Origin of the sequence: Streptomyces sp. NPDC051172, from assembly GCF_040682555.1 — a bacterium.
In the GTDB taxonomy this organism is placed as follows: Bacteria; Actinomycetota; Actinomycetes; order Streptomycetales; family Streptomycetaceae; genus Streptomyces.
The window spans coordinates 29411-49864 of sequence record NZ_JBFBBE010000012.1 but is presented as its reverse complement, the minus strand read 5'-3'; the positions used below and the strand labels follow the sequence as shown (position 1 = coordinate 49864).

Annotated in this window: 20 protein-coding genes and 2 pseudogenes; 13 read left to right on the top strand and 9 right to left on the bottom strand. The window is 69.5% G+C overall.

The genetic code is table 11. The features are described 5' to 3' along the window. Nucleotides 1-2: 2 nt before the first annotated feature. The 4 genes and pseudogenes from AB0N07_RS09720 to AB0N07_RS09705 form a co-directional block, all read right to left on the bottom strand. Nucleotides 3-1442 (bottom strand): ATP-binding protein, encoded by a 1440-nt coding sequence (locus AB0N07_RS09720; protein WP_365833695.1) that lies wholly within the window; start codon nucleotides 1440-1442, stop codon nucleotides 3-5. Then, on the bottom strand, nucleotides 1442-2149 hold the full coding sequence (locus AB0N07_RS09715) for a response regulator transcription factor (RefSeq protein WP_099930649.1): 708 nt from the start codon (nucleotides 2147-2149) through the stop codon (nucleotides 1442-1444). The genes AB0N07_RS09720 and AB0N07_RS09715 overlap by 1 nt, the downstream gene beginning before the upstream one ends. A 118-nt stretch (nucleotides 2150-2267) precedes the next feature. Then, nucleotides 2268-2875: pseudogene (locus tag AB0N07_RS09710) on the bottom strand (FMN reductase). Then, entirely contained in the window at nucleotides 2872-3963 is a 1092-nt protein-coding gene (locus AB0N07_RS09705; RefSeq protein WP_365833694.1) for an LLM class flavin-dependent oxidoreductase, read from the bottom strand. Before AB0N07_RS09705 ends, AB0N07_RS09710 begins: the two are co-directional and overlap by 4 nt. Before the next feature lie 105 nt (nucleotides 3964-4068). Here AB0N07_RS09705 and AB0N07_RS09700 point away from each other — a divergent pair. Together AB0N07_RS09700 and AB0N07_RS09695 are read left to right on the top strand one after the other, a co-directional pair. Further along, a pseudogene (locus AB0N07_RS09700) lies at nucleotides 4069-4874 on the top strand (helix-turn-helix domain-containing protein). Between the two features lie 134 nt (nucleotides 4875-5008). Beyond that, nucleotides 5009-5401 carry a hypothetical protein gene (locus AB0N07_RS09695; protein ID WP_365833693.1) on the top strand — a complete coding sequence of 131 codons (393 nt, stop codon included), beginning with the start codon at nucleotides 5009-5011 and terminating at the stop codon, nucleotides 5399-5401. Between the two features lie 367 nt (nucleotides 5402-5768). Here the strand turns inward: AB0N07_RS09695 and AB0N07_RS09690 are convergent, their stop codons facing one another. Further along, on the bottom strand, nucleotides 5769-6659 hold the full coding sequence (locus AB0N07_RS09690) for an NADP-dependent oxidoreductase (RefSeq protein ID WP_365833692.1): 891 nt from the start codon (nucleotides 6657-6659) through the stop codon (nucleotides 5769-5771). Between the two features lie 123 nt (nucleotides 6660-6782). Here AB0N07_RS09690 and AB0N07_RS09685 point away from each other — a divergent pair, with 123 nt between their 5' ends. Beyond that, the gene (locus AB0N07_RS09685) at nucleotides 6783-7184 is read left to right on the top strand and encodes a helix-turn-helix domain-containing protein (RefSeq protein WP_365833691.1); all 402 of its coding nucleotides are present in this window, start codon (nucleotides 6783-6785) and stop codon (nucleotides 7182-7184) included. Here AB0N07_RS09685 and AB0N07_RS09680 read toward each other — a convergent pair. Beyond that, nucleotides 7181-7654, bottom strand: coding sequence for a MarR family winged helix-turn-helix transcriptional regulator (locus AB0N07_RS09680; protein WP_365833690.1), 474 nt, complete (start codon nucleotides 7652-7654; stop codon nucleotides 7181-7183). The genes AB0N07_RS09685 and AB0N07_RS09680 overlap by 4 nt on opposite strands. A 78-nt stretch (nucleotides 7655-7732) precedes the next feature. After that, the gene (locus AB0N07_RS09675) at nucleotides 7733-8197 is read right to left on the bottom strand and encodes a hypothetical protein (RefSeq protein WP_365833689.1); all 465 of its coding nucleotides are present in this window, start codon (nucleotides 8195-8197) and stop codon (nucleotides 7733-7735) included. 119 nt (nucleotides 8198-8316) lie between these two features. On the opposite strand from AB0N07_RS09675, the gene AB0N07_RS09670 reads away from it, so the two are divergent. The 6 genes from AB0N07_RS09670 (at nucleotide 8317) to AB0N07_RS09645 (ending at nucleotide 11899) form a co-directional block, all read left to right on the top strand. Further along, nucleotides 8317-8655 carry a YnfA family protein gene (locus AB0N07_RS09670; RefSeq protein WP_365833688.1) on the top strand — a complete coding sequence of 113 codons (339 nt, stop codon included), beginning with the start codon at nucleotides 8317-8319 and terminating at the stop codon, nucleotides 8653-8655. 53 nt (nucleotides 8656-8708) lie between these two features. Then, nucleotides 8709-9482: an SDR family NAD(P)-dependent oxidoreductase gene (locus tag AB0N07_RS09665; protein WP_365833687.1), complete on the top strand. Its 774-nt coding sequence runs from the start codon at nucleotides 8709-8711 to the stop codon at nucleotides 9480-9482. Further along, entirely contained in the window at nucleotides 9482-9634 is a 153-nt protein-coding gene (locus AB0N07_RS09660; RefSeq protein WP_365833686.1) for a hypothetical protein, read from the top strand. Before AB0N07_RS09665 ends, AB0N07_RS09660 begins: the two co-directional genes overlap by 1 nt. Nucleotides 9635-9651: 17 nt before the next feature. Then, complete coding sequence (locus AB0N07_RS09655; RefSeq protein WP_365833685.1) at nucleotides 9652-10920, top strand: GNAT family N-acetyltransferase; 1269 nt, start codon at nucleotides 9652-9654, stop codon at nucleotides 10918-10920. A 178-nt stretch (nucleotides 10921-11098) separates the two neighbouring features. Beyond that, the gene (locus AB0N07_RS09650; protein ID WP_365833684.1) at nucleotides 11099-11299 is read left to right on the top strand and encodes a hypothetical protein; all 201 of its coding nucleotides are present in this window, start codon (nucleotides 11099-11101) and stop codon (nucleotides 11297-11299) included. Between the two features lie 261 nt (nucleotides 11300-11560). Then, nucleotides 11561-11899, top strand: a complete 339-nt coding sequence (locus AB0N07_RS09645) for a hypothetical protein (protein ID WP_365833683.1) — start codon at nucleotides 11561-11563, stop codon at nucleotides 11897-11899. Nucleotides 11900-11939: 40 nt separating this feature from the next. Here AB0N07_RS09645 and AB0N07_RS09640 read toward each other — a convergent pair whose 3' ends face one another. Beyond that, nucleotides 11940-13133 carry an RtcB family protein gene (locus AB0N07_RS09640; protein ID WP_365833682.1) on the bottom strand — a complete coding sequence of 398 codons (1194 nt, stop codon included), beginning with the start codon at nucleotides 13131-13133 and terminating at the stop codon, nucleotides 11940-11942. 204 nt (nucleotides 13134-13337) lie between these two features. Between AB0N07_RS09640 and AB0N07_RS09635 the strand changes: the two genes are divergently transcribed. From AB0N07_RS09635 to AB0N07_RS09625, 3 genes are all read left to right on the top strand, one after another. Next, complete coding sequence (locus AB0N07_RS09635; protein ID WP_365833681.1) at nucleotides 13338-14183, top strand: DUF3558 domain-containing protein; 846 nt, start codon at nucleotides 13338-13340, stop codon at nucleotides 14181-14183. Between the two features lie 135 nt (nucleotides 14184-14318). Further along, the gene (locus AB0N07_RS09630; RefSeq protein ID WP_365833679.1) at nucleotides 14319-15209 is read left to right on the top strand and encodes a DUF3558 family protein; all 891 of its coding nucleotides are present in this window, start codon (nucleotides 14319-14321) and stop codon (nucleotides 15207-15209) included. 167 nt (nucleotides 15210-15376) lie between these two features. Next, the gene (locus tag AB0N07_RS09625) at nucleotides 15377-16588 is read left to right on the top strand and encodes a DUF2637 domain-containing protein (protein WP_365833678.1); all 1212 of its coding nucleotides are present in this window, start codon (nucleotides 15377-15379) and stop codon (nucleotides 16586-16588) included. Nucleotides 16589-16633: 45 nt separating this feature from the next. Here AB0N07_RS09625 and lysS read toward each other — a convergent pair whose 3' ends face one another. Continuing rightward, entirely contained in the window at nucleotides 16634-18379 is a 1746-nt protein-coding gene (lysS, locus tag AB0N07_RS09620) for a lysine--tRNA ligase (RefSeq protein WP_365833677.1), read from the bottom strand. 253 nt (nucleotides 18380-18632) lie between these two features. Between lysS and argS the strand changes: the two genes are divergently transcribed. Further along, a complete protein-coding gene (gene argS, locus AB0N07_RS09615; RefSeq protein WP_365833676.1) occupies nucleotides 18633-20393 on the top strand; it encodes an arginine--tRNA ligase in 1761 nt (586 codons plus the stop codon). The last annotated feature ends 61 nt before the right edge of the window (nucleotides 20394-20454 follow it).

Sequence of the window (20454 nt, the reverse complement as noted above, 5' to 3'; positions counted from 1 at the left end):
CGTCACCCCGCCGCGCCCGTCCCGCTCCCCGGCACCCCGCCGACGGTGAACCCGATCACCGACCCGCCTCCCGCCCGCTGCGCGGCGAACGGCGCTCCGCCATGCGCCATGGCGACCTCCCGCACGATCGACAGGCCGAGCCCGGAACCGGGCAGGGACCGCGCGTCGGCTGCGCGGTAGAAGCGGTCGAAGATACGGATCAGGTCGCCGTCGGCGATTCCGGGGCCGCGGTCGAGGATCTCCACACGGACCGTGCCCGCACGGGCGGGCCCGGAGACGGCGATCTCGATGGGCCCGGTGCCGTCGCGGTCGAACTTGGCGGCGTTCTCGACAAGGTTGGAGATCGCGCGCTGCAGCATCCCGGGACGCCCGTCGATCGTCGTGTCACCGCTCACCCGGACCGTGATCTGGCGCCCGCTGCGCCGCCGCGCGAGCCCCGCCACGTCCTCCGCGAGGTCCGCGAGGTCGACCCGCTGCAGCGGCTCACTGTCGGACTGCCCGGCCGCCAGGTCCACCAGCTCGTTGACCAGGTCGGTCAGTTCACGCGCCTCCTGGCCCAGGTCCGCGACCAGCTCGTCACGGGTGGCCGGGGGAAGTTCGTCGATCCGCCGCAGCAGGGAGATGTTCGTACGGAGCGAGGTGAGCGGCGTGCGCAGTTCGTGGCCCGCGTCCTGGACCAGGCGCCGCTGGTCCTCCTCCGACTGGGCGAGACGGCCCAGCATGCGGTCGAAGGCACGGCCGAGTCGGCCCACCTCGTCGTAGCCGGTGACGGGCACCTCGATGCCGAGCCGCCGGGTGCGGGCGACGTCCTCCGCGGCCGAGGTCAGCAGGATCAGACGGCGGGTGATGCGCCGCGCCAGCCACCAGCCGAACAGACCCGCCCCGATCACCACCGCGCACATCAGGATCAGGGTGCGCTGCTGCAGCGCCCGCAGCAGATCCTCGGTGTCGCTGAACTCCTGCGCGACCTGCACCGCACCCCGCCCGGCGCCGAGCGAGACGGTCGCGATGCGGTAGACGTCCGTGTCGACGTCGACGTCCTTGTGCACGGCCAGCTTCCCGGCCTTCCGGGCGGCCGCGACGGACCGGTCGGCGGCCACCACCGGCAGCCCGGGGCTGCCCGGGTCGACGACCTTGCCGTCCGGCCCCAGCACCTGCACATCCGTACGGGCGGGCCGCACGATGTCATGGCCCGGCGCCGAGGAGGAGAAGTCGTCCGTCGTCATCCGGTGGTGCCGCACCTCGTCCCGCAGGTCCTGCACGACCTGGTTGAACACGGACTCCTGGTCGACGCGGACCAGCCGGGCCGCGGCGCTGTACGACAGCACTCCGACCAGCACCGTGACGGCGGCGGTGACCGCCGCGAACGAGACCGCGAACGTGGTGCGCAGGGAGACCAGCCCCGGCCGCCTTCTCGCCAGCAGCCGCCTGATCCTGCCCACTAGTCTTCCCGCAGCACGTAACCCACACCGCGCACCGTGTGGATCAGCGCCGGTGCGCCGGGCTCGTCGAGCTTGCGGCGCAGATAGCCGACGTACACGGCGAGGTTCTTGGAACCCGGTCCGAAGTCGTAGCCCCAGATGCGGTCGTAGATCGTGGAGTGGTCGAGGACGATTCCGGCGTTGCGCACGAGCAGCTCCAGCAGCTCGAACTCGGTCCGCGTCAGCTCCAGCTCGCGCTCACCGCGCCAGGCCCGCCGCGCCTGTACGTCCATGCGCAGCCCGGCGGCCTCGATCTGCCGGTCGGAGGCCGCGGGCAGCTCCTTCGGCACGTCGGCCACGGCCCCGTTGTCCGGGCTGGTGCGGCGCAGCAGCGCGCGCAGCCGCGCGAAGACCTCCTCGACGTCGAACGGCTTGACCACGTAGTCGTCGGCGCCCGCGTCCAGGCCCGCGATGCGGTCGGCGGTCTCGACGAGCGCGGTGAGCATGAGGATCGGCGTGCGGTCGCCCTCGGCGCGCAGCACCCGGCAGACCTGCAGCCCGTCGATGCCCGGCATCATGACGTCGAGCAGGAGCACGTCCGGCGGGGTCTTGTGGGCCTGCGCCAGCGCCTCGACACCGTCGGCGACCGCGGTGACCTGATAGCCCTCCAGGCTCAGGGCGCGTTCCAGGGCATGACGGATGGCACGGTCGTCTTCGGCGAGCAGCACAGTTTGGGGCACGTACCCATACTGCCAATTCATGTGGCGGTTCAGTGGAGGACGGCCGCCGTACGATCTTCCTTTTTACCGGCCTCTCACCGTCACACGGGCAACCCGATGATCCCTCCTACCGTCCTCTCACTGAAGCGGCGGTGGACAGCGCGGCCAGCTGCTCCGCGAACGGCACCACCTCGAAACCGCCCGTCCTGGCCGGGGCCTTCGCCGACAGGCCGCTCATCAGACCCGCCAGCTCCCCCGCCGCCCGTTCGATACGCCCGTCCAGGCCCTCCGCGCCCCAGTCCTCCGACGCGGCGTACACACCGGTGGGGACGACCACCGCGCGCAGATGGGGAAGAGCGGCCGCAGCGCGTGCTCCAGCACCAGGGAGTGCCGGGCCGAACCGCCGGTCGCCGCGACCAGCACCGGCTTGCCCACCAGCGCGTCCTTGTCGAGCACGTCGAAGAAGGACTTGAACAGCCCGCTGTACGAAGCCGAGAACACGGGGGTGACGACGATCAGCCCGTCCGCCTGCGTCACGGCGTCCAGCGCGGCGGAGAGCTTCCGCCCCGGGAACCCGTTGGTGAAGTTGTGCGCGATCTCCACGGCGAGGTCGCGCAGCTCGACGACCCGGATGTCGACCGGGGTCTGCCGGCCCACGGCGGCGGCCAGCCGGTCGCCCAGCAGCCGGGTGGACGAGGGGACGCTCAGCCCCGCCGAGACGACGACCAGCTTCATACGGCAGCCTCCTCCTTCTCCGCGGCGGCCAGCAGCGAGGCGTGCGTCGGCGCCTCGGGCACGTTCGCCGGACGCGCGGCCGCGAACTCCTTGCGCAGCACCGGCACGACCTCCTCGCCCAGCAGGTCGATCTGCTCCAGCACGCTCTTCAGCGGCAGCCCGGCGTGGTCCACCAGGAACAGCTGGCGCTGGTAGTCACCGGCGTACTCCCGGAAGGACAGGGTCTTCTCGATCACCTGCTGCGGCGAGCCGACGGTGAGTGGGGTCTGGTCCGTGAAGTCCTCCAGGGAGGGCCCGTGACCGTAGACCGGCGCGTTGTCGAAGTACGGCCGGAACTCCCGCACCGCGTCCTGCGAGTTGTGCCGCATGAACACCTGTCCGCCCAGGCCCACGATCGCCTGCTCGGGCGTGCCGTGCCCGTAGTGCGCGTACCGGGCCCGGTACAGCTCGACCATCCGCTTGGTGTGGTCGGCCGGCCAGAAGATGTTGTTGTGGAAGAAGCCGTCGCCGTAGTACGCGGCCTGCTCCGCGATCTCCGGCGAGCGGATCGAGCCGTGCCAGACGAACGGCGGGACGCCGTCCAGCGGCCGCGGCGTCGAGGTGAAGCCCTGCAGCGGAGTGCGGAACCTGCCCTCCCAGTTCACGACGTCCTCGCGCCACAGCCGGCGCAGCAGGGCGTAGTTCTCGATGGCGAGATTGATGCCCTCGCGGATGTCCTGGCCGAACCACGGATACACCGGTCCGGTGTTGCCGCGGCCCATCATCAGGTCCACCCGGCCGTCGGCCAGGTGCTGGAGCATCGCGAAGTCCTCGGCGATCTTCACCGGGTCGTTGGTCGTGATGAGGGTCGTGGAGGTGGAGAGGATCAGCTTCTCGGTCTGCGCGGCGACATAGCCGAGCATCGTGGTCGGTGACGAGGGCACGAACGGCGGGTTGTGGTGCTCACCGGTCGCGAAGACGTCGAGGCCGACCTCCTCGGCCTTCAGCGCGATGGCGACCATGGCCTTGATGCGCTCGCGCTCGGTCGGCGTACGCCCGGTGGTCGGGTCCGGCGTGACGTCGCCGACGCTGAAGATCCCGAACTGCATGGTCGCTCAACCTCCAAGTTGTTGACCATTCAACTATAGCCGCTCAACAGTCGCCCCCGCCCCCTTATTCCGGCGATTGTCAGTGCCCCGTCCTACGATCCCGACATGGCCGCCCCACGCCGTGACACCCGAGGCATCGTCGGCGCCGCGGACTTCCTCGCGCGCGTGGACTTCCGCCGCCCGGACCCCGCCGAGCCGCTGCGCCGCCATGTCGAGCACTACTGGCTGATCGACTGGGACCTGGAGGAGCCGTACGTCTCGCACGTGGTGCCGCACCCCGCGGTCCACCTCGTCTTCCAGCAGTTCGCGGACCAGGAGCCGTTCGTCGAGGTCGCCGGCGTCCAGCAGGGCCTCTTCGCGCAGAAGCTGGAGGGGCGCGGCCGGGTCTGCGGCATCAAGTTCCGGCCGGCGGCTTCCGCCCCTTCGCACCCGGGCAGGCGGTGAGCGAGTGGACCGGACGGCGGGTCCGCTCGCCCGAGACCTTCCCGACGGCGGACCTCGCGGCCGTCCTCACCCCGCCCGACGAAAAGGCCCGGATCGCCGCCCTCGACACCTTCCTGCTCTCCCTCTCCCCCCGCCCCGACCCCCAGGCCGACCTCGCGATGGCGCTGGTCGAGCGCATCCGCACCGACCGCACGATCCGCCGCGTCGCCGACTTCGCCCGCGCCGAAGGGATGTCCGTACGGCTGCTGCAGCGGCTGTTCGCCGGGTATGTCGGCGTGGGCCCGAAGTGGGTCATCCTGCGCTACCGCATCCATGAGGCCCTGGAGCACGCGGAGACGGACCGCGAGGTGGACTGGGCAGCCCTGGCGGCCGACCTCGGCTATGCCGACCAGGCCCATCTGGTACGGGACTTCACGGCCACGGTCGGGGTGCCACCCACCGCCTACGCCGCCAGGACCTCCGGCTGACGAAATCCCCTTGACGCCAGGCGACCCCTTCCGGATATTTATCTGCGCGACACAGATTCTTCATACCGCAGCAGAAAGACCTCCGCTCTCCGCCCGCGCCCGTCCCCCGCGACACCGGCGACCCGACCGTCTCCGTGGACGTCCCGGGTGCGGCCCTGCTCGGCGGCGCGATGCTCGGCCTGCTCGGCGGACTCATCGACGGCTCGGCGTCCGGCTGGACCTCCCGCCCGCTCGCCCTGCTGCTCCTCGGCCTCGCCCTGTTCGCCGCCTTCTGCCACCGTCAGCGCACCGCCGCCGAACCCCTGATCCGCCCGACCCTCCTCCGCGACCGCGGCTTCACCTCGGGCCTGATCCTCGGCGTCCTCGCCTTCGCCGCGGTCGCCGGCCTCCTCCACGTGGTCTCCCTCCACCTCCAGCAAGGCCTCGGCCGCTCCCCCGCCGGCACCGCACTCGGCCTGATCCCGCTCTCCGCGGGCATCGTCCTCGCGTCCATCACCTCCGGACGCTCGTCGTCGCCGGACTGCTGATGATCCTGGGCAGCTGCGGCTGCCTCGCCCTCCTCCCCCACGGCTCCGGCTGGACCCTCGTCCCGCCCCTCCTGCTGACCGGCCTCGGTATGGGCACCTGCTTCGGCACGGTCTACGACGTCACCATCGGCGACATCGCCCCCGAGGAGGCCGGCAGCGCGAGCGGCTCCCCCCAACGCGGTGCAGCAGTTCGCCAACGCGACCGGCGCGGCAGCCGTGACCACCGTGTACTTCACGGCGGTCGGCAGCGGCGAGACCCACGCCCTGCTGGTGAGCCTCGCCGTGGTCGTCGCGGCCGTCGCCCTGTGCCTGCCCCTCGTACGGCTGCTGCCGCGCAAGGCACCCCAAGGGGACCACTGGGCAGGACCTAGGGAACGAGAACCAACCGGCCGCGCACCCCGCCCTCCGCCAGGCGGGCGTGCGCCTTCGCCGCGTCCTCCAGGGCGTACCTCTCGGCCACCCGCAGCGTCAGCACCCCCTCGTCCACAAGCCCCGCCAGCTCGGCCAGCCGCGCCCCGTCGGCGCTCACCTCCACCGCACCGGTCCGCACACCGCGCACGGACGCCGGGGCCGCCTGCGGGATGACGCCGACGTACCCGCCCCCGTCCCGCACCCACTCCAGAGCCGTCTCGCCGAGGACCGCCGCGTCCAGCACGGCGTCGACGCTCCCCGCCGCGACGGCACCGGACGTGAAGTGCGCGGCCCCCAGGGACCGTACGAGCTCCTCGTCGTCCTCCCTGGCCAGCGCGGTCACGGCCACGCCCCGACGGGCGGCGAGCTGGACGGCGAACCCGCCGACCGCGCCCGCGGCCCCCGTCACCAGCAGCGACTGACCCGGCGCCAACTCCAGCAGATCCAGGGCCTGTACGGCGGTCAGGGCGTTCAGCGGCAGCGTCGCCGCGTGCACGGCGTCCACCGTGGCCGGCGCCTTGGCGACCGCGTCCGTGTCGACGACGACGTACTCGGCGTGCGTGCCCAGCGGCTGCACCACGCCGTGGTCCAGGGCCACCACCTCGTCGCCGACGCTCCACGCAGTGTCCACTCCCGTCGCGTCCACGGTCCCGGCGACGTCCCAGCCCAACCCGATCTGCTTGCCCGCACCCCCGAAGACACCGGCCCGCACCCCCGCGTCCACCGGGTTCAGCGCGGCCGCCGCGACCCTGATCCGCACCTGCCCGGCCGCCGGTTCGGGCACCTCCACGTCCACGACCTCCACGGCCTCGGGCCCGCCGAACGTCCTCACCACTGCAGCACGCATGGTCATTTCTCCCGTGATCCGACTCTTCGAGTGGTTTCTCTCTGCGTGCAACAACTCTAGGAAGAGTTACTATCCAGGAGGAAGTAGTTACCTGAAGGTGCCTACCTCACCGGGAGGAGAGCCATGGCGACCAGGACCGCGGCCCAGAAGCGCGAACAGGCCCGCGTGGAGTACGACGCGTTCCTCCGCGCCTGCCCCACCAACCAGCTCCTCGACCGCCTCAGCGACAAATGGGTCAGCCTCGTCCTCGCGGCCCTCACCTCCGGGCCCATGCGCTACAGCGACCTCAGCCGCAAGATCGCGGGCGTGAGCCCCAAGATGCTGACGCAGACACTGCGTTCACTGGAACGCGACGGCATCCTCACCCGCACGGTCACCCCGTCCGTACCGGTCCGCGTCGACTACGAACTCACCGAACTCGGCGGCAGCCTCGCCCAGTTGCTGACCGCGGTGAAGACCTGGGCCGAAACCCACTTCGACGAGGTCCACGAGGCCCGCGGACGCTACGACGCCACCGACGCCTAGACCTCGCCCGCCCGCAGCCGCGCGACCTGCCGGGCGCTGAACTCCACCGTGCGCCGCATGTGCCCGATGACCACGGCGAGTTCGGCGTCGTCCAGTTCCTCGAAGAGGGCGGACCAGCCGCCGCCCAGCCGGTCCCACATCCGCCCGAACTCGGCGATCCGCTCCGGCACGGTCACCACCAGCACCCGCCGCCGGTCCTGCGCGTCCCGCTCCCGTACGACGTAGCCCGCCTTCTCCAGCCGGTCCACCAGCCGTGTCGCAGAGCCGGTCGTCAGCCCCGTCATCTCGGCGATCCGGCCGCTGGTCACCGGCCCGCCCTCCAGCGTCAGCAGGTTCAGACACTGCAGATCGGTCGGATGCAGCCCCAGATGGTCGGCCACGGCCTGATTGAAGAGGGCGTACGAGGCCATGTAGCGGCGCGAGACACCGGCCAGCTCGTCGAGCAGCCGCTCCCGCACGTTCCCGGCCATGCCCCGCTCCTCTTCGCCCACTTCGTCTGCGCCGTGCAGGGATCGTACGACGCGGCCTTCCTGGAAGACGCAGCCTCCCTAGAAGGAGTACTCGTCCCCGGTGGCGAGCACCAGCACCCGCTGCCGGTCGTTGTGCCGGTGGCGGTCGACGGCGCCACCGTTCCACGCCGTGTCGATCTCCACCCGCACCTCGGACGGCGCACCCCGCAGCCGTACCCGCAACCGCATCGGCCGGGCAACCGCGTTCGCGGCCAGCGCCCCCACCCGGCACAGCATCACCCGCGCCCCCGACCGCACACACCCGGCCGGCAGCGCCTGCTTGTTCACCGGCGCCACCGACCAGCGCAGCCGCACCGTCGCGTCCGGCACCGCCGACGGCCCGTAATTGCGCGGCGTGAGCCGCAGATCCACCCGGCCGCCCACCATCGACACGACACCGTGATACGCCAGATCGGCCTCCGGAGCACCGACGGCGCCACCCGGCAGAGCGGCCGCCATCACCAGCGCGGCAGCCCCGGCCACAGGAACCCACAACCTCCGCATCCCACCACTCCTCACTCCACGCAGTCGTACGGATGTATCCCACGCGGAGCACGGCCCAGGCGCCGTCCAACAGGTGACAGCACACCCGCCGACGGCGGCAGACATGCCAAGCTGCAGACATGCTCGTCGCCCGCTCCGCCGCCCTCTTCGTCGTCGCCGCCCTCTTCGAGATCGGCGGCGCCTGGCTGATCTGGCAGGGCCTGCGAGAACACCGCGGCTGGCTGTGGATCACCGGCGGCATCCTCGCCCTCGGCGCCTACGGCTTCGTCGCCACCTTCCAGCCCGACGCCCACTTCGGCCGCATCCTCGCCGCGTACGGCGGCATCTTCGTGGCCGGCTCGATCCTGTGGGGCATGGTCGCCGACGGCTACCACCCCGACCGCTGGGACATCACAGGCGCCCTGGTCTGCCTGGCCGGCATGGCTCTCATCATGTGGGCGCCGCGGAACGGCGGCTGAGCCTCACCTACGCTGGACGGAGCCGACCGCCGACCCAACACCAGGAGCACCGCATGGCACCCGCACCGTCCGCCGCCTCCCGCATCGCCGTCGTCACGGGTGCGAGCAGCGGAATCGGCGCCGCCACCGCCCGGCAGCTCGCCGCAGCCGGCTACCGGGTCGTCCTCACCGCCCGCCGCAAGGACCGCATCGAGGCCCTGGCGGAGGAGATCAACGCGGCGGGCCACCAGGCCACGGCGTACCAGCTCGACGTCACCGACCGTACGGCCGTGGACGAGTTCGCCACCGCCTTCAAGACGATCGGCGTGCTGGTCAACAACGCGGGCGGCGCACTCGGCGCCGATCCGGTCGCCACCGGCGACCCGGCCGACTGGCGCGCGATGTACGAGACGAACGTCATCGGCACCCTGAACGTCACCCAGGCCCTCCTGCCCAAGCTGGTGGCGAGCGGCGACGGCACGGTCGTGATCCTCTCCTCCACCGCGGGCCTCGGCACCTACGAGGGCGGCGCGGGCTATGTCGCCGCCAAGCACGGCGAGCACGTCCTCGCCGAGACCCTCCGCCTGGAGATCGTCGGGCAGCCGGTCCGCGTCATCGAGATCGCCCCCGGCATGGTCAAGACCGACGAGTTCGCCCTCACCCGCTTCGGCGGCGACCAGGACAAGGCGTCGAAGGTCTACGAGGGCGTGGCCGACCCCCTCACGGCCGACGACGTCGCGGACACCATCACCTGGGCCGTCACCCGCCCCCACCACGTCAACGTCGACCTCCTGGTCCTGCGCCCGCGCGCCCAGGCGTCGAACACGAAGGTCCACAGGGAACTGTGATGACCAAGGACGCCGAGCGGGAGGCCGAGCAGCAGCGCCTGCGGCTGGAGAAGAAACGCGAACGCTACGTCTGGTACTACCTCGCGTACTTCCTCTTCGGCATCCACATCGTGGCCTTCGTGATGATCTACGCGGTGCTGCACGCGAAGTAGGCATAGGGTCACGGTCTGTGGACCGACACATGGCTTTCGACGCGCTGCACAACTTCCGCGACCTGGGCGGCTACCCGACCCCGGACGGCCACCGCATCCGGCCCGGCCGCCTGTACCGCGCGGACTCCCTGGGCAAGCTGGCCGAGGGCACACAGGACTGGGACCGCTTCCTCTCCCTCGGCATCCGCACGGTCATCGACCTGCGCCACCCCTGGGAGGCGGAGGCGCGCGGGCGCATCCTGCCCCACCCCTCCTTCACGTACCACAACCTCAGCATCGAGCACCGCGCCTACGAGCAGGCGGTCCAGGCCCCCGACGTCGACCCCGGCCCGTACCTGGCGGAGCGCTACATGGAGGTGGCCGAGGACGGCGTGAAGGAGATCCGCCGGGCCCTGGAACTGGTGGCGGAGGCAGCGGAGTCGGCAGAGCCTCTGGTCTTCCACTGCGCCTCCGGCAAGGACCGCACGGGCCAGCTGGCCGCCCTGGTCCTGACGTTGCTGGGCATCCCGGAAACGACGATCATCGAGGACTACAGCCTCACCGAGCTGGCCACACCCGGCATCCTGGCCAGCTGGAAGTCGAGAAACGACGGCCGCGAACCGACCTGGCCGGGCTTCGGCCGGGCCCCGCAGCAGGTGATGCGCACCTTCCTGGGCGCCATGAAGGCACGCTACGGCTCGATCGAGGGGTACGTGGCACGGGAACTCTCCCTGGACGCAGGCGCCTTGGCGACAACCCTCCGCACGGCCCTCCTGGAACCCCGGCCCACCGACTGGCCGACCCTGACCTACCGCAAGGCGACCCCGCCCGACGCCCGCACCCTCGTCCGCCTCCGCGACTCGGCCGCCCTGTGGCAACTGGCCCGCGGAATCGACCAGTGGAAGCCGGGCGAAAAGGACGAGACCCACTTCCGTACGCGCATACAGGAAGGCGAGGTCTGGCTGGCCCACGCAGGCCCGCACCTCGCCGGCGCCTGGGAACTCTGGTGGGAGGACGAGGCCGCCTGGGGCCCCCGCCCCGCAGACGCGGGCTACATCCACCGCCTGATGACGACCCCGCACACGGCCCCACCGGGAACGGGCCGCCGGATGCTGGCGGAAGCAGAGTCCCGCATCGCCGCCACAGGCCGCCCGTACGCCCGCCTGGACTGCCTGGCCTCCAACCCGCGCCTGCGCGCGTACTACGAGTCGGCGGGCTACAAGGTCGTAGGCGAACAGCTGGCAAAGGACGGCGGCGGGTTGGGCAGCCCGTATGCGGTGACGTTGCTGGAGAAACGGCTCGCGTAACTCACAGGAGTGAACATCGTCGATCACCCGAACGGCCGCCGAACTGGCGACCTAGGCTCGCAGCACAACATCAAAAGAGACGGCCCTCGGCAGGGATGGCAGTCCCGGCCGAGAGCCTGACCAGCAAGGAAGGAAGAGCTTCCTCATGGCTGAATGCGAGCCTAGCGCCCTCCGGTTCATGGACCTGACGGTGCCCGAGTACGCGTACATGTTCGGCTTCTTGCAGGCTGATGGGCACATGCACCAAGGCATCGGCCAGAAAGGTCGCCTGACTGTCGAGCTGAACATCAAGGACATCGATCTGCTGTACCGGTTCAAGTACTTGACGCCTTTCAACAGCAGCGTCACCGAGCGCACGCGATCCACGAACTTCGCCTAGAACCACCATTCGGCCACCTGGAGCCTGTGCTCTCTTGTCGCCAGGACGAAGCTCAATGAACTCGGCCTGCCCTACGGCCGGAAGTCGAGGAGCATCACCCCACCTCGTGTCGCGTTCTCCAGCCGCGACTACCTTCGCGGCCTCATCGATGCAGACGGATCGGTCGGCTACACCGGGCCAGGCTGGCCGTTCATCTCACTGACCACGTCAAGCACCGCCATCGGCTCGTACCTGTGCTTCTACGCACGAAAGGTCACGGGTGTGGAGCGCGTCATCAACCGGAACGCTCGTGACGAGGTCTACAACATCTCGTACGAGAAGGAAGCAGCCCAGGCGCTGGTAGCCGACTTGTACTACCCCGGCTGCCTGTCCCTCGGGCGCAAGCAGGTAAAGGCAGACCGCGTTGCCTCATGGGCCCGCCCTGTTGATATGCGGATCGTGCACTCCCGACGCAATTGGACAGCCCAGGAGGACCTCATGCTCCGTCAGTCGGACGACATCATGACTATCGCCAAGGAAATCGGTCGCACCGAAAGAGCCTGCCGCCTGCGCCTGTGGCGACTCCGAAACAGCCGCGTATTGACACCGACCGATCAATAACCTATTGAGCGCGGCCCCCGAATTCGGGGGCCGCGCTCAATCAGCCCTTGACGCACACAACCTGCTTCAGCTTCGCCACGACCTCCACGAGGTCCCGCTGCTGATCGATGACCTGCTCGATCGGCTTGTACGCACCCGGAATCTCGTCCACGACACCCGAGTCCTTACGGCACTCCACGCCCCGCGTCTGCTCCTCCAGGTCCTTCGTCGAGAAGCGCCGCTTGGCCGCGTTGCGGCTCATACGCCGACCCGCACCATGCGAGGCCGAGTTGAAGGACTTTTCATTGCCGAGGCCCCTCACGATGAACGAACCCGTGCCCATGGAGCCGGGGATGATCCCGTACTCGCCGGAACCCGCGCGGATCGCGCCCTTGCGAGTGACGAGCAGGTCCACGCCCTCGTAGCGCTCGCGGCTCACATAGTTGTGATGGCAACTCACCTCGGGTTCGAAGGTCACCTTGGCCTTCTTGAACTCCCTACAGATTACGTCCTTCAGAAGCGCCATCATGATCGACCTGTTGTACTTCGCGTACTGCTGGGCCCAGTAGAGATCGTGTTCGTACGCCGCCATTTGCGGTGTGTCCGCGACGAACACGGCGAGATCGCGGTCGACCAGACCCTGGTTGTGCGGAAGCTTCTGGGCCACGCCTATGTGGTGCTCGGCCAGCTCCTTGCCGATATTCCGGGAGCCCGAGTGGAGCATAAGCCACACAGAACCGGACATATCTACGCAAACCTCACAGAAGTGGTTGCCGGCTCCGAGGGTCCCCATCTGCTTGTGGGCCCGCTCCTCACGGAACTTCACCGCCTCAGCAACCCCGTCGAACCGCCCCCAAAAGTCATCCCACCCGGCCGTCGCCAGCCCATGGAACCGCCCCGGCTCCACGGCACTGTCATGCATCCCCCGCCCCACCGGAATGGCCTGCTCGATCTTCGACCGCAGCCGCGAAAGATCCCCCGGCAGATCATTGGCGGTCAACGACGTCTTGACGGCCGACATGCCGCACCCAATATCGACCCCCACCGCCGCAGGACATACAGCCCCCTGCATGGCGATGACGGACCCGACCGTCGCACCCTTGCCGTAGTGCACGTCCGGCATGACCGCCAGGCCCTTGATCCACGGCAATGTCGCGACATTGCGCAGCTGCTGCAGGGCCACGTCCTCGACCGTCGCCGGGTCGGTCCACATGCGGATCGGGACCTTTGCGCCCGGCATCTCCACGTACGACATATCGTCCTCATTCCCCCGAAAACATGACAGAAGTCTTAGATCGCAAAACCGGCGCCAAGATCAGTGAAATGGGACAGCGGACCGGCGTCCACGGCAGTGCGTGCGATACACATTGTCTCCAGGGGACGCCCCCGCGTGGCAAGCGGTTAACCAGCGGGGACACTGGAACAACGGCACAGTGCCACCGTCGAGAGGAGCCCGACCGTGCAGCGGAAGGCGTACGTATCCGGCGTCGCCGCGCTCCTCGTGGCGCTGCTGGCAGGCTGCACAGGCGGTTCGGGCGGTGGCGGCGCGACGGATGACGCTAATCCCGGTGGCGTCGGTTCGGCGAGTGCCGTGGCGCAGCCGGGCAAGTACCGCACGCTGCCGGGGCCGTGCACTGCGGTGAGCCATGACACGCTGGACTCGCTGCTGCCGGGTATCAAGCAGATCGCGGACGCGGACCAGCGGGAGAAGGCGTACGCGGGCGACGCCACGCTCGCGTTCGACAACGACCGCAAGGCGGGTTGCCGCTGGAAGGTCGACTCGACGACCGCGACCGACCGGCTGCTGGTGGATTTCGAGCGTGTCGTCTCCTATGACAACTCGGTGAGTGACGACACCCAGGCGCAGGAGTTGTTCGCGGAGAAGGAGACGGCGGCCGACCTGCCCGAGCCGACGAGTTCGGACAGCGGTTCCAGCTCGGCCTCCGCTGCGAGTGCCAGTTCCAGTGCCAGTGCCAGTGCCAGTGCCGACGCCAGTTCTTCGGCGTCGGCCTCCCCTTCGGGCTCCGGCTCCGAGTCCGCCTCTTCGTCGGCGACCCCGTCGAGTCTTCAGCCCCGCACTCTCGACGATCTCGGTGACGAGGCGTTCCTGGACGACGCTCTCAGTGGCTCGGGTTCGACGGCCCGGCAGCGCACGGTGACTGTGGTGTTTCGCACGTCCAACGTCATTGTGACCATCGAGTACGAGGAGCAGCCGGCCATTGTCGGCGCTGTGCCCGACAGCAAGGAAATGCAGGACAGGGCCCGAAAACTGGCCGCGCAGCTGGCTGACACGCTGGGTGGTTAGGGGTCGTTCGGGTGCCTCGGGCGCCCCTTCGTAAAGCTGAAGAAGCGGAAGCACACAGTTACCTCACCGCGTACGGTGGCTCCTCGGACCCGATCCGCCGACCTCAGGAACCACAGCGTCATGAGTGAAGGAACCATGCAGCGACCAGCAGAGCGAGACCAGCGCAACCGGCGAGAGAAGCGGGCGAGGCGGTCAGGCCGTCTGCTTGCGGGCGCGGTCGCAGTCCCCGTGATGGTGTTCGCCGCGGGCTGCTCCTCGGACTCCGGCTCCGGTGCTGGGGGAAGCAAGGGCGCGAGCGCCGGTGAGACGGCGGCGGCGACGGCGAGTACGGCGCCGACGGTGCAGGCGGCGGCGTACAAGAAGTTGCCGGATTCGTGTGGGGTGCTGTCGGACAAGACGCTGACCTCGCTGGTACCGAAGGGTGCCAAGTCCGGCAAGGCGGGCACGTCGGGTGACACGGCGACGCGGGCGAGCTGCTCGTGGAGCAGTCTGGACAACAACGGTGTGAAGGGCTCGCAGTTCCGCTGGCTCAATGTGTCGCTGTTGCGCTTCGAGTCGGATGCGACGCGTGGTGAGGGCAACCAGTTGGCGCATGCGTACTTCGAGAAGCAGGTGAAGGACGCCCAGGGCGCCCAGGGTGCGCAGAACCTGAAGTCGGAGCCGGTTGCCGGGACGGGTGCCGAGGCGACGCTGGTGCGCTACGACCTGAAGAAGAAGGAAGGCGCCTTCAAGCAGCAGACGGTGGTGACGCGTGTCGAGAACGTCGTGATCACGCTGGACTACAACGGTGCGGGCCTGGCCGGTGAGCAGACCCCGGACGCGGACGCGCTGGTGAAGGTCGCGGAGGCGGCGGCCAAGGAGGCGGTGGCCTCGGTGGCGGCGGCGAACGGCGGCGGCACCGGTACGGGCGGTGGTGCGGGCACGGCGAAGCCCTCGCCGTCCGGGTCGGCGTCGAAGTCGGCGTCCCCGTCTCCTTCGAAGTCCGCGTCGGCCTCTCCGTCCTCCTCAGCGTCGAAGAAGAGCTGACTGTCACATCTGGGCCGCGTGTGGACGCCAACTCGCAGCTCAGCACCGTTTTTTGAGGGAGCCCGGTCCCCTGCGGGGATCGGGCTCCACCCGTTCCGTTACCTCGTTCGGCGTACACATGTGCCACTCTGTTGCGCGCAACAGCACGCAATGGGAGGGGAGTACGGGTGGCCGCGCCACTGCAGCTGACACGGATGCACCGCGTTCTCATCGGTGTGGTCGTTTCCGGCGCCGTGATCATCGCCGGCATCGGCTTCGCCGGTTCGTATGCGGCGGTCCGTGAGCTGGCCATCAAGAAGGGTTTCGGGAACTTCTCGTATGTCTTCCCGATCGGCATCGACGCGGGAATCTGTGTCCTGCTGGCCCTGGATCTTCTCCTGACGTGGATCCGCATCCCCTTCCCGCTGCTGCGTCAGACGGCGTGGCTGCTGACGGCGGCGACGATCGCGTTCAACGGTGCGGCGGCCTGGCCGGACCCGTTGGGTGTGGGGATGCACGCCGTGATCCCGGTGCTGTTCGTGGTCGCGGTCGAGGCCGCCCGTCATGCGATCGGCCGTATCGCGGACATCACGGCCGACAAGCACATGGAGGGCGTGCGTCTGACGCGGTGGATGCTCTCGCCGATCCCGACGTTTCTGCTGTGGCGGCGGATGAAGCTGTGGGAGCTGCGCTCCTACGAGCAGGTGATCAAGCTGGAGCAGGAGCGGCTGGTCTACCAGGCCCGGTTGCGTTCGCGCTTCGGCCGGGCGTGGCGGCGGAAGGCTCCGGTGGAGTCCCTGATGCCGCTCAGGCTGGCGCGGTACGGCGTTCCGCTGGCACAGACGGCTCCGGAGGGCCTGGCGGCGGCGGGCATCGAGCCTGCGTTGCTGCCGCCCGCGCCCGCGCCGCGTGCCGTGGAGGTGGCTCCGGTCCCGCGGCAGGTGGCGGCGCCTGCCGAGGAGCGGTACGAGCCGGAGCCGGATCAGAGCCCCTGGTTCAACGTGCCCCAGCAGGTCGAATACCACGGCGACTACGATCCCGCGTACGACCCGGAGCAGTACGCCCAGTGGTACGCCGAGCAGCAGCACGCCGAGCAGTACGCGGAGCAGGAGTCGTACGAGGAGCCCTCTGCGGAGGAGACCGGCAGCTTCCCCATCCCGGTCGCCGGTAACCGCACCCGCGAACTGGGCGAAGGCGGCGGCCCCCCGGAGCCGGACGAGGAGGCGTTCTACCAGGTGTTCCGTCAGTCGATAGACGGGAGCTACCCGACGCCTCGTGTCCTCGGCGACAACATCCAGGCGACGTACGGTACGACGATGAATCCCGGCGAGCTGAAGTCGCTGGCGGAACGCTTCCAGAAGCGCCACTCGGCGGAGCTGGAAGAAGACCACATCGCATGAGAACGCGCCCGGTGCCCCACGGCACCGGGCGCTTTGCTCACGGCGTCACTCCCCGAGCAGGGCCCGCACCCGCTCCTGCCCGACGGCCAGCAGCAGCGTGGGCAGTCGCGGACCGGTGTCGCGGCCGACCAGCAGGTGGTACAGCAGGGCGAAGAAGGTCCGCTGGGCGGTCTTGATCTCCGGCGGGAGTTCCTTGGGCGTGGCGTCCGCGGAGAATCCGGCCTGCACCTTCGGTACGCCGTAGACGAGGTGGGTGAGGCCGTCGAGCGACCAGTGGTCGGCGAGGCCGTCGGTCAGCAGCCGCAGGGACTGTTGGGAGGCCTCGTCGAGGGACTTGAGCAGTTCGGCGTCGGGTTCGTCGCGCACGATGGTCCGCTGGTCGGCGGGTACGTGCGTGTTGATCCAGGCCTCGGCCTTGTCGTAGCGCGGGCGGGCCTCGTCGAGGGAGCCGAGCGGGTTGGCGGGGTCCAGTTCGCTCAGGATCCGCAGGGCCTGGTCCTCGTGTCCCGCGGTGATGTCGGCGACGGAGGCCAGGGTGCGGTACGGCAGCGGGCGCGGGGTCTTCGGGAGTTCGCCGCCGGCGGTGCGCACGGCGCGCGAGTGGGCCGCGACGTCCGCCGGGAGGGCGGAGCCGTCGGCGACCTTCGCGTCGAGCTTGTCCCACTCGTCGTAGAGGCGCTGGATCTCCTGGTCGAAGGCGATCTTGAAGGACTGGTTGGGCCGGCGGCGGGCGTACAGCCAGCGCAGCAGCTGGGGTTCCATGATCTTCAGGGCGTCGCCGGGGGTGGGCACACCGCCGCGGGAGGAGGACATCTTGGCCATGCCGCTGATGCCCACGAAGGCGTACATCGGCCCGATGGGCTGCTTGCCGCCGAAGATCCCGACGATCTGTCCGCCGACCTGGAAGCTCGATCCCGGGGAGGAGTGGTCGACGCCGCTCGGCTCGAAGATCACGCCCTCGTAGGCCCAGCGCATGGGCCAGTCGACCTTCCAGACCAGCTTGCCGCGGTTGAACTCGTTCAGCCGGACGGTCTCGGAGAAGCCGCAGGCGGTGCAGGCGTAGGTCAGCTCGGTCGTCTCGTCGTCGTAGGAGGTGACCGTCGTCAGGTCCTTCTCGCAGTTGCCGCAGTAGGGCTTGTACGGGAAGTAGCCGGCGGAGCCGGACGAGCCGTCGTCCTCGCTCGCGGCACCGGAGCCCTCCTCGGCCTCCAGCTCGGCCTCGTCGACGGGCTTCTGCTGCTGCTTCTGCTTCGCCGGGGTCTTCTTGGTGCGGTACTGGTCGAGGATCGCGTCGATGTCGGCGCGGTGCGCGATCGCGTGCAGGATCTGCTCGCGGTACACGCCGGAGGTGTACTGCGCGGTCTGGCTGATCCCGTCGAACTCGACGCCCAGTTCGGCGAGCGAGGCGACCATGGCGGCCTTGAAGTGCTCGGCCCAGTTGGGGTGCGCGGACCCCTTGGGGGCGGGCACGGAGGTCAGCGGCTTGCCGATGTGCTCGGCCCAGGTCTCGTCGACTCCGGCGACACCGGCCGGCACCTTGCGGTAGCGGTCGTAGTCGTCCCAGGAGATGAGGTGGCGGACCTGGTGTCCACGGCGCCGGATCTCGTCGGCGACGAGGTGCGGGGTCATGACCTCGCGCAGGTTGCCGAGGTGGATCGGGCCCGAGGGGGACAGGCCGGACGCGACGACGACAGGTTTGCCGGGGGCGCGGCGCTCCGACTCCTCGATGACGTCATCCGCGAAACGGGAGACCCAGTCGGCGGTCTCGGTGCTCTGAGCCACGATCGGCACGTCCTTCTTTCTCCGGGGCAGCCAGTACGGTCAATCGACTGCGCCCCCAGTTTAGGCGGCGCAGCCGCCTTCCAGGGGCGCGGGACTGCGCCCCGTATGCGGCTCCGCCGCGATGGGGGTCCCCCCGCTCGAGCGAAGCCGAGAGTGGGGGGAGCGACAAGCCCCCACCGGCCCGCGGCCAAAAAACCGCTTCACCCCCCATGGGATACTGACCGTGTCTATCTGATCCCACGAGGAGAACGGCACCCACCCCATGGCCCCGGTCAAGTCCCTCAGCGACTCCGTCCAGCAGCATCTCGCGTCCGCGCTCTCGGCCACCCTGCCGGAGGCCGCCGGAGCGGACCCGCTGCTTCGACGCAGCGACAGGGCCGACTTCCAGGCCAACGGCATCCTCGCGCTGGCCAAGAAGGCCAAGGCGAACCCGCGGGAGCTGGCGACGCAGGTCGTCTCCCACATCGTCACGGGTGACAGCCTGATCAAGGACGTCGAGGTCTCCGGTCCCGGCTTCCTCAACATCACGATCTCGGACCGGGCGATCACCGAGACGCTCGCGGCGCGTGCCGCCGACGGCGACCGGCTCGGTGTGCCGCTGAAGGAGAACCCGGGCATCACGGTCGTCGACTACGCACAGCCGAACGTGGCGAAGGAGATGCACGTCGGCCATCTGCGCTCGGCGGTCATCGGTGACGCGCTGCGCAGCATGCTCGACTTCACCGGCGAGCAGACGATCGGCCGGCACCACATCGGCGACTGGGGCACCCAGTTCGGCATGCTGATCCAGTACCTGTTCGAGCACCCCGGCGAGCTGGCTCCGGCCGAGGACGTCGACGGTGAGCAGGCCATGTCGAACCTGAACCGGGTGTACAAGGCCTCGCGCGCGGTCTTCGACGCGGACGAGGAGTTCAAGGAGCGCGCGCGGAAGCGGGTCGTGGCCCTGCAGTCCGGCGACAAGGAGACCCTGGAGCTCTGGCAGCAGTTCGTGGACGAGTCGAAGGTCTACTTCTACTCGGTCTTCGAGAAGCTGGACATGGAGATCCGCGACGAGGAGATCGTCGGCGAGTCCGCTTACAACGAGGGCATGCCCGAGACCGCCCGCCTCCTGGAGGAGATGGGCGTCGCGGTGCGTTCCGAGGGCGCGCTCGTGGTCTTCTTCGACGAGATCCGGGGCAAGGACGACAAGCCGGTCCCGCTGATCGTGCAGAAGGCCGACGGCGGCTTCGGCTACGCGGCCTCCGATCTGACGGCGATCCGCAACCGGGTCACCGACCTGCACGCCACCTCGCTGCTGTACGTCGTGGACGTGCGCCAGTCGCTGCACTTCAAGATGGTCTTCGAGACGGCCCGGCGGGCAGGCTGGCTGAGCGACGGCGTCGCCGCGCACAACATGGGCTACGGCACGGTGCTGGGCGCGGACGGCAAGCCGTTCAAGACGCGTGAGGGCGAGACCGTACGGCTGGAGGACCTGCTGGACGAGGCGGTGCAGCGGGCCGCCGAGGTGGTCCGGGAGAAGGCGCAGGACCTCACCGAGGACGAGATCCAGGAGCGGGCCGCGCAGGTGGGCATCGGCGCGGTGAAGTACGCCGACCTGTCCACTTCCCCCAACCGGGACTACAAGTTCGACCTGGACCAGATGGTGTCGCTGAACGGCGACACGTCGGTGTACCTGCAGTACGCGTATGCCCGTATCCAGTCGATCCTGCGCAAGGCCGGGGAGACGAAGCCGGCCGCGCACCCGGAGCTGGAACTCGCCCCGGCGGAGCGGGCGCTCGGCCTGCACCTGGACGCGTTCGGGGACACGGTCTTCGAGGCGGCCGCGGAGTACGCGCCGCACAAGCTGGCCGCGTACCTGTACCAGCTGGCCTCGCTGTACACGTCGTTCTACGACAAGTGCCCGGTGCTGAAGGCCGAGACGCCGCGGCACGTGGAGAACCGTCTGTTCCTGTGCGACGTGACGGCCCGCACCCTGCACCAGGGCATGACGCTGCTCGGGATCAGGACGCCCGAGCGGCTCTGAGGCCCGTACCGGCCGACGTACCGCGGCCCGCCCTCTCCACCGGGAGGGCGGGCCGCGGTCT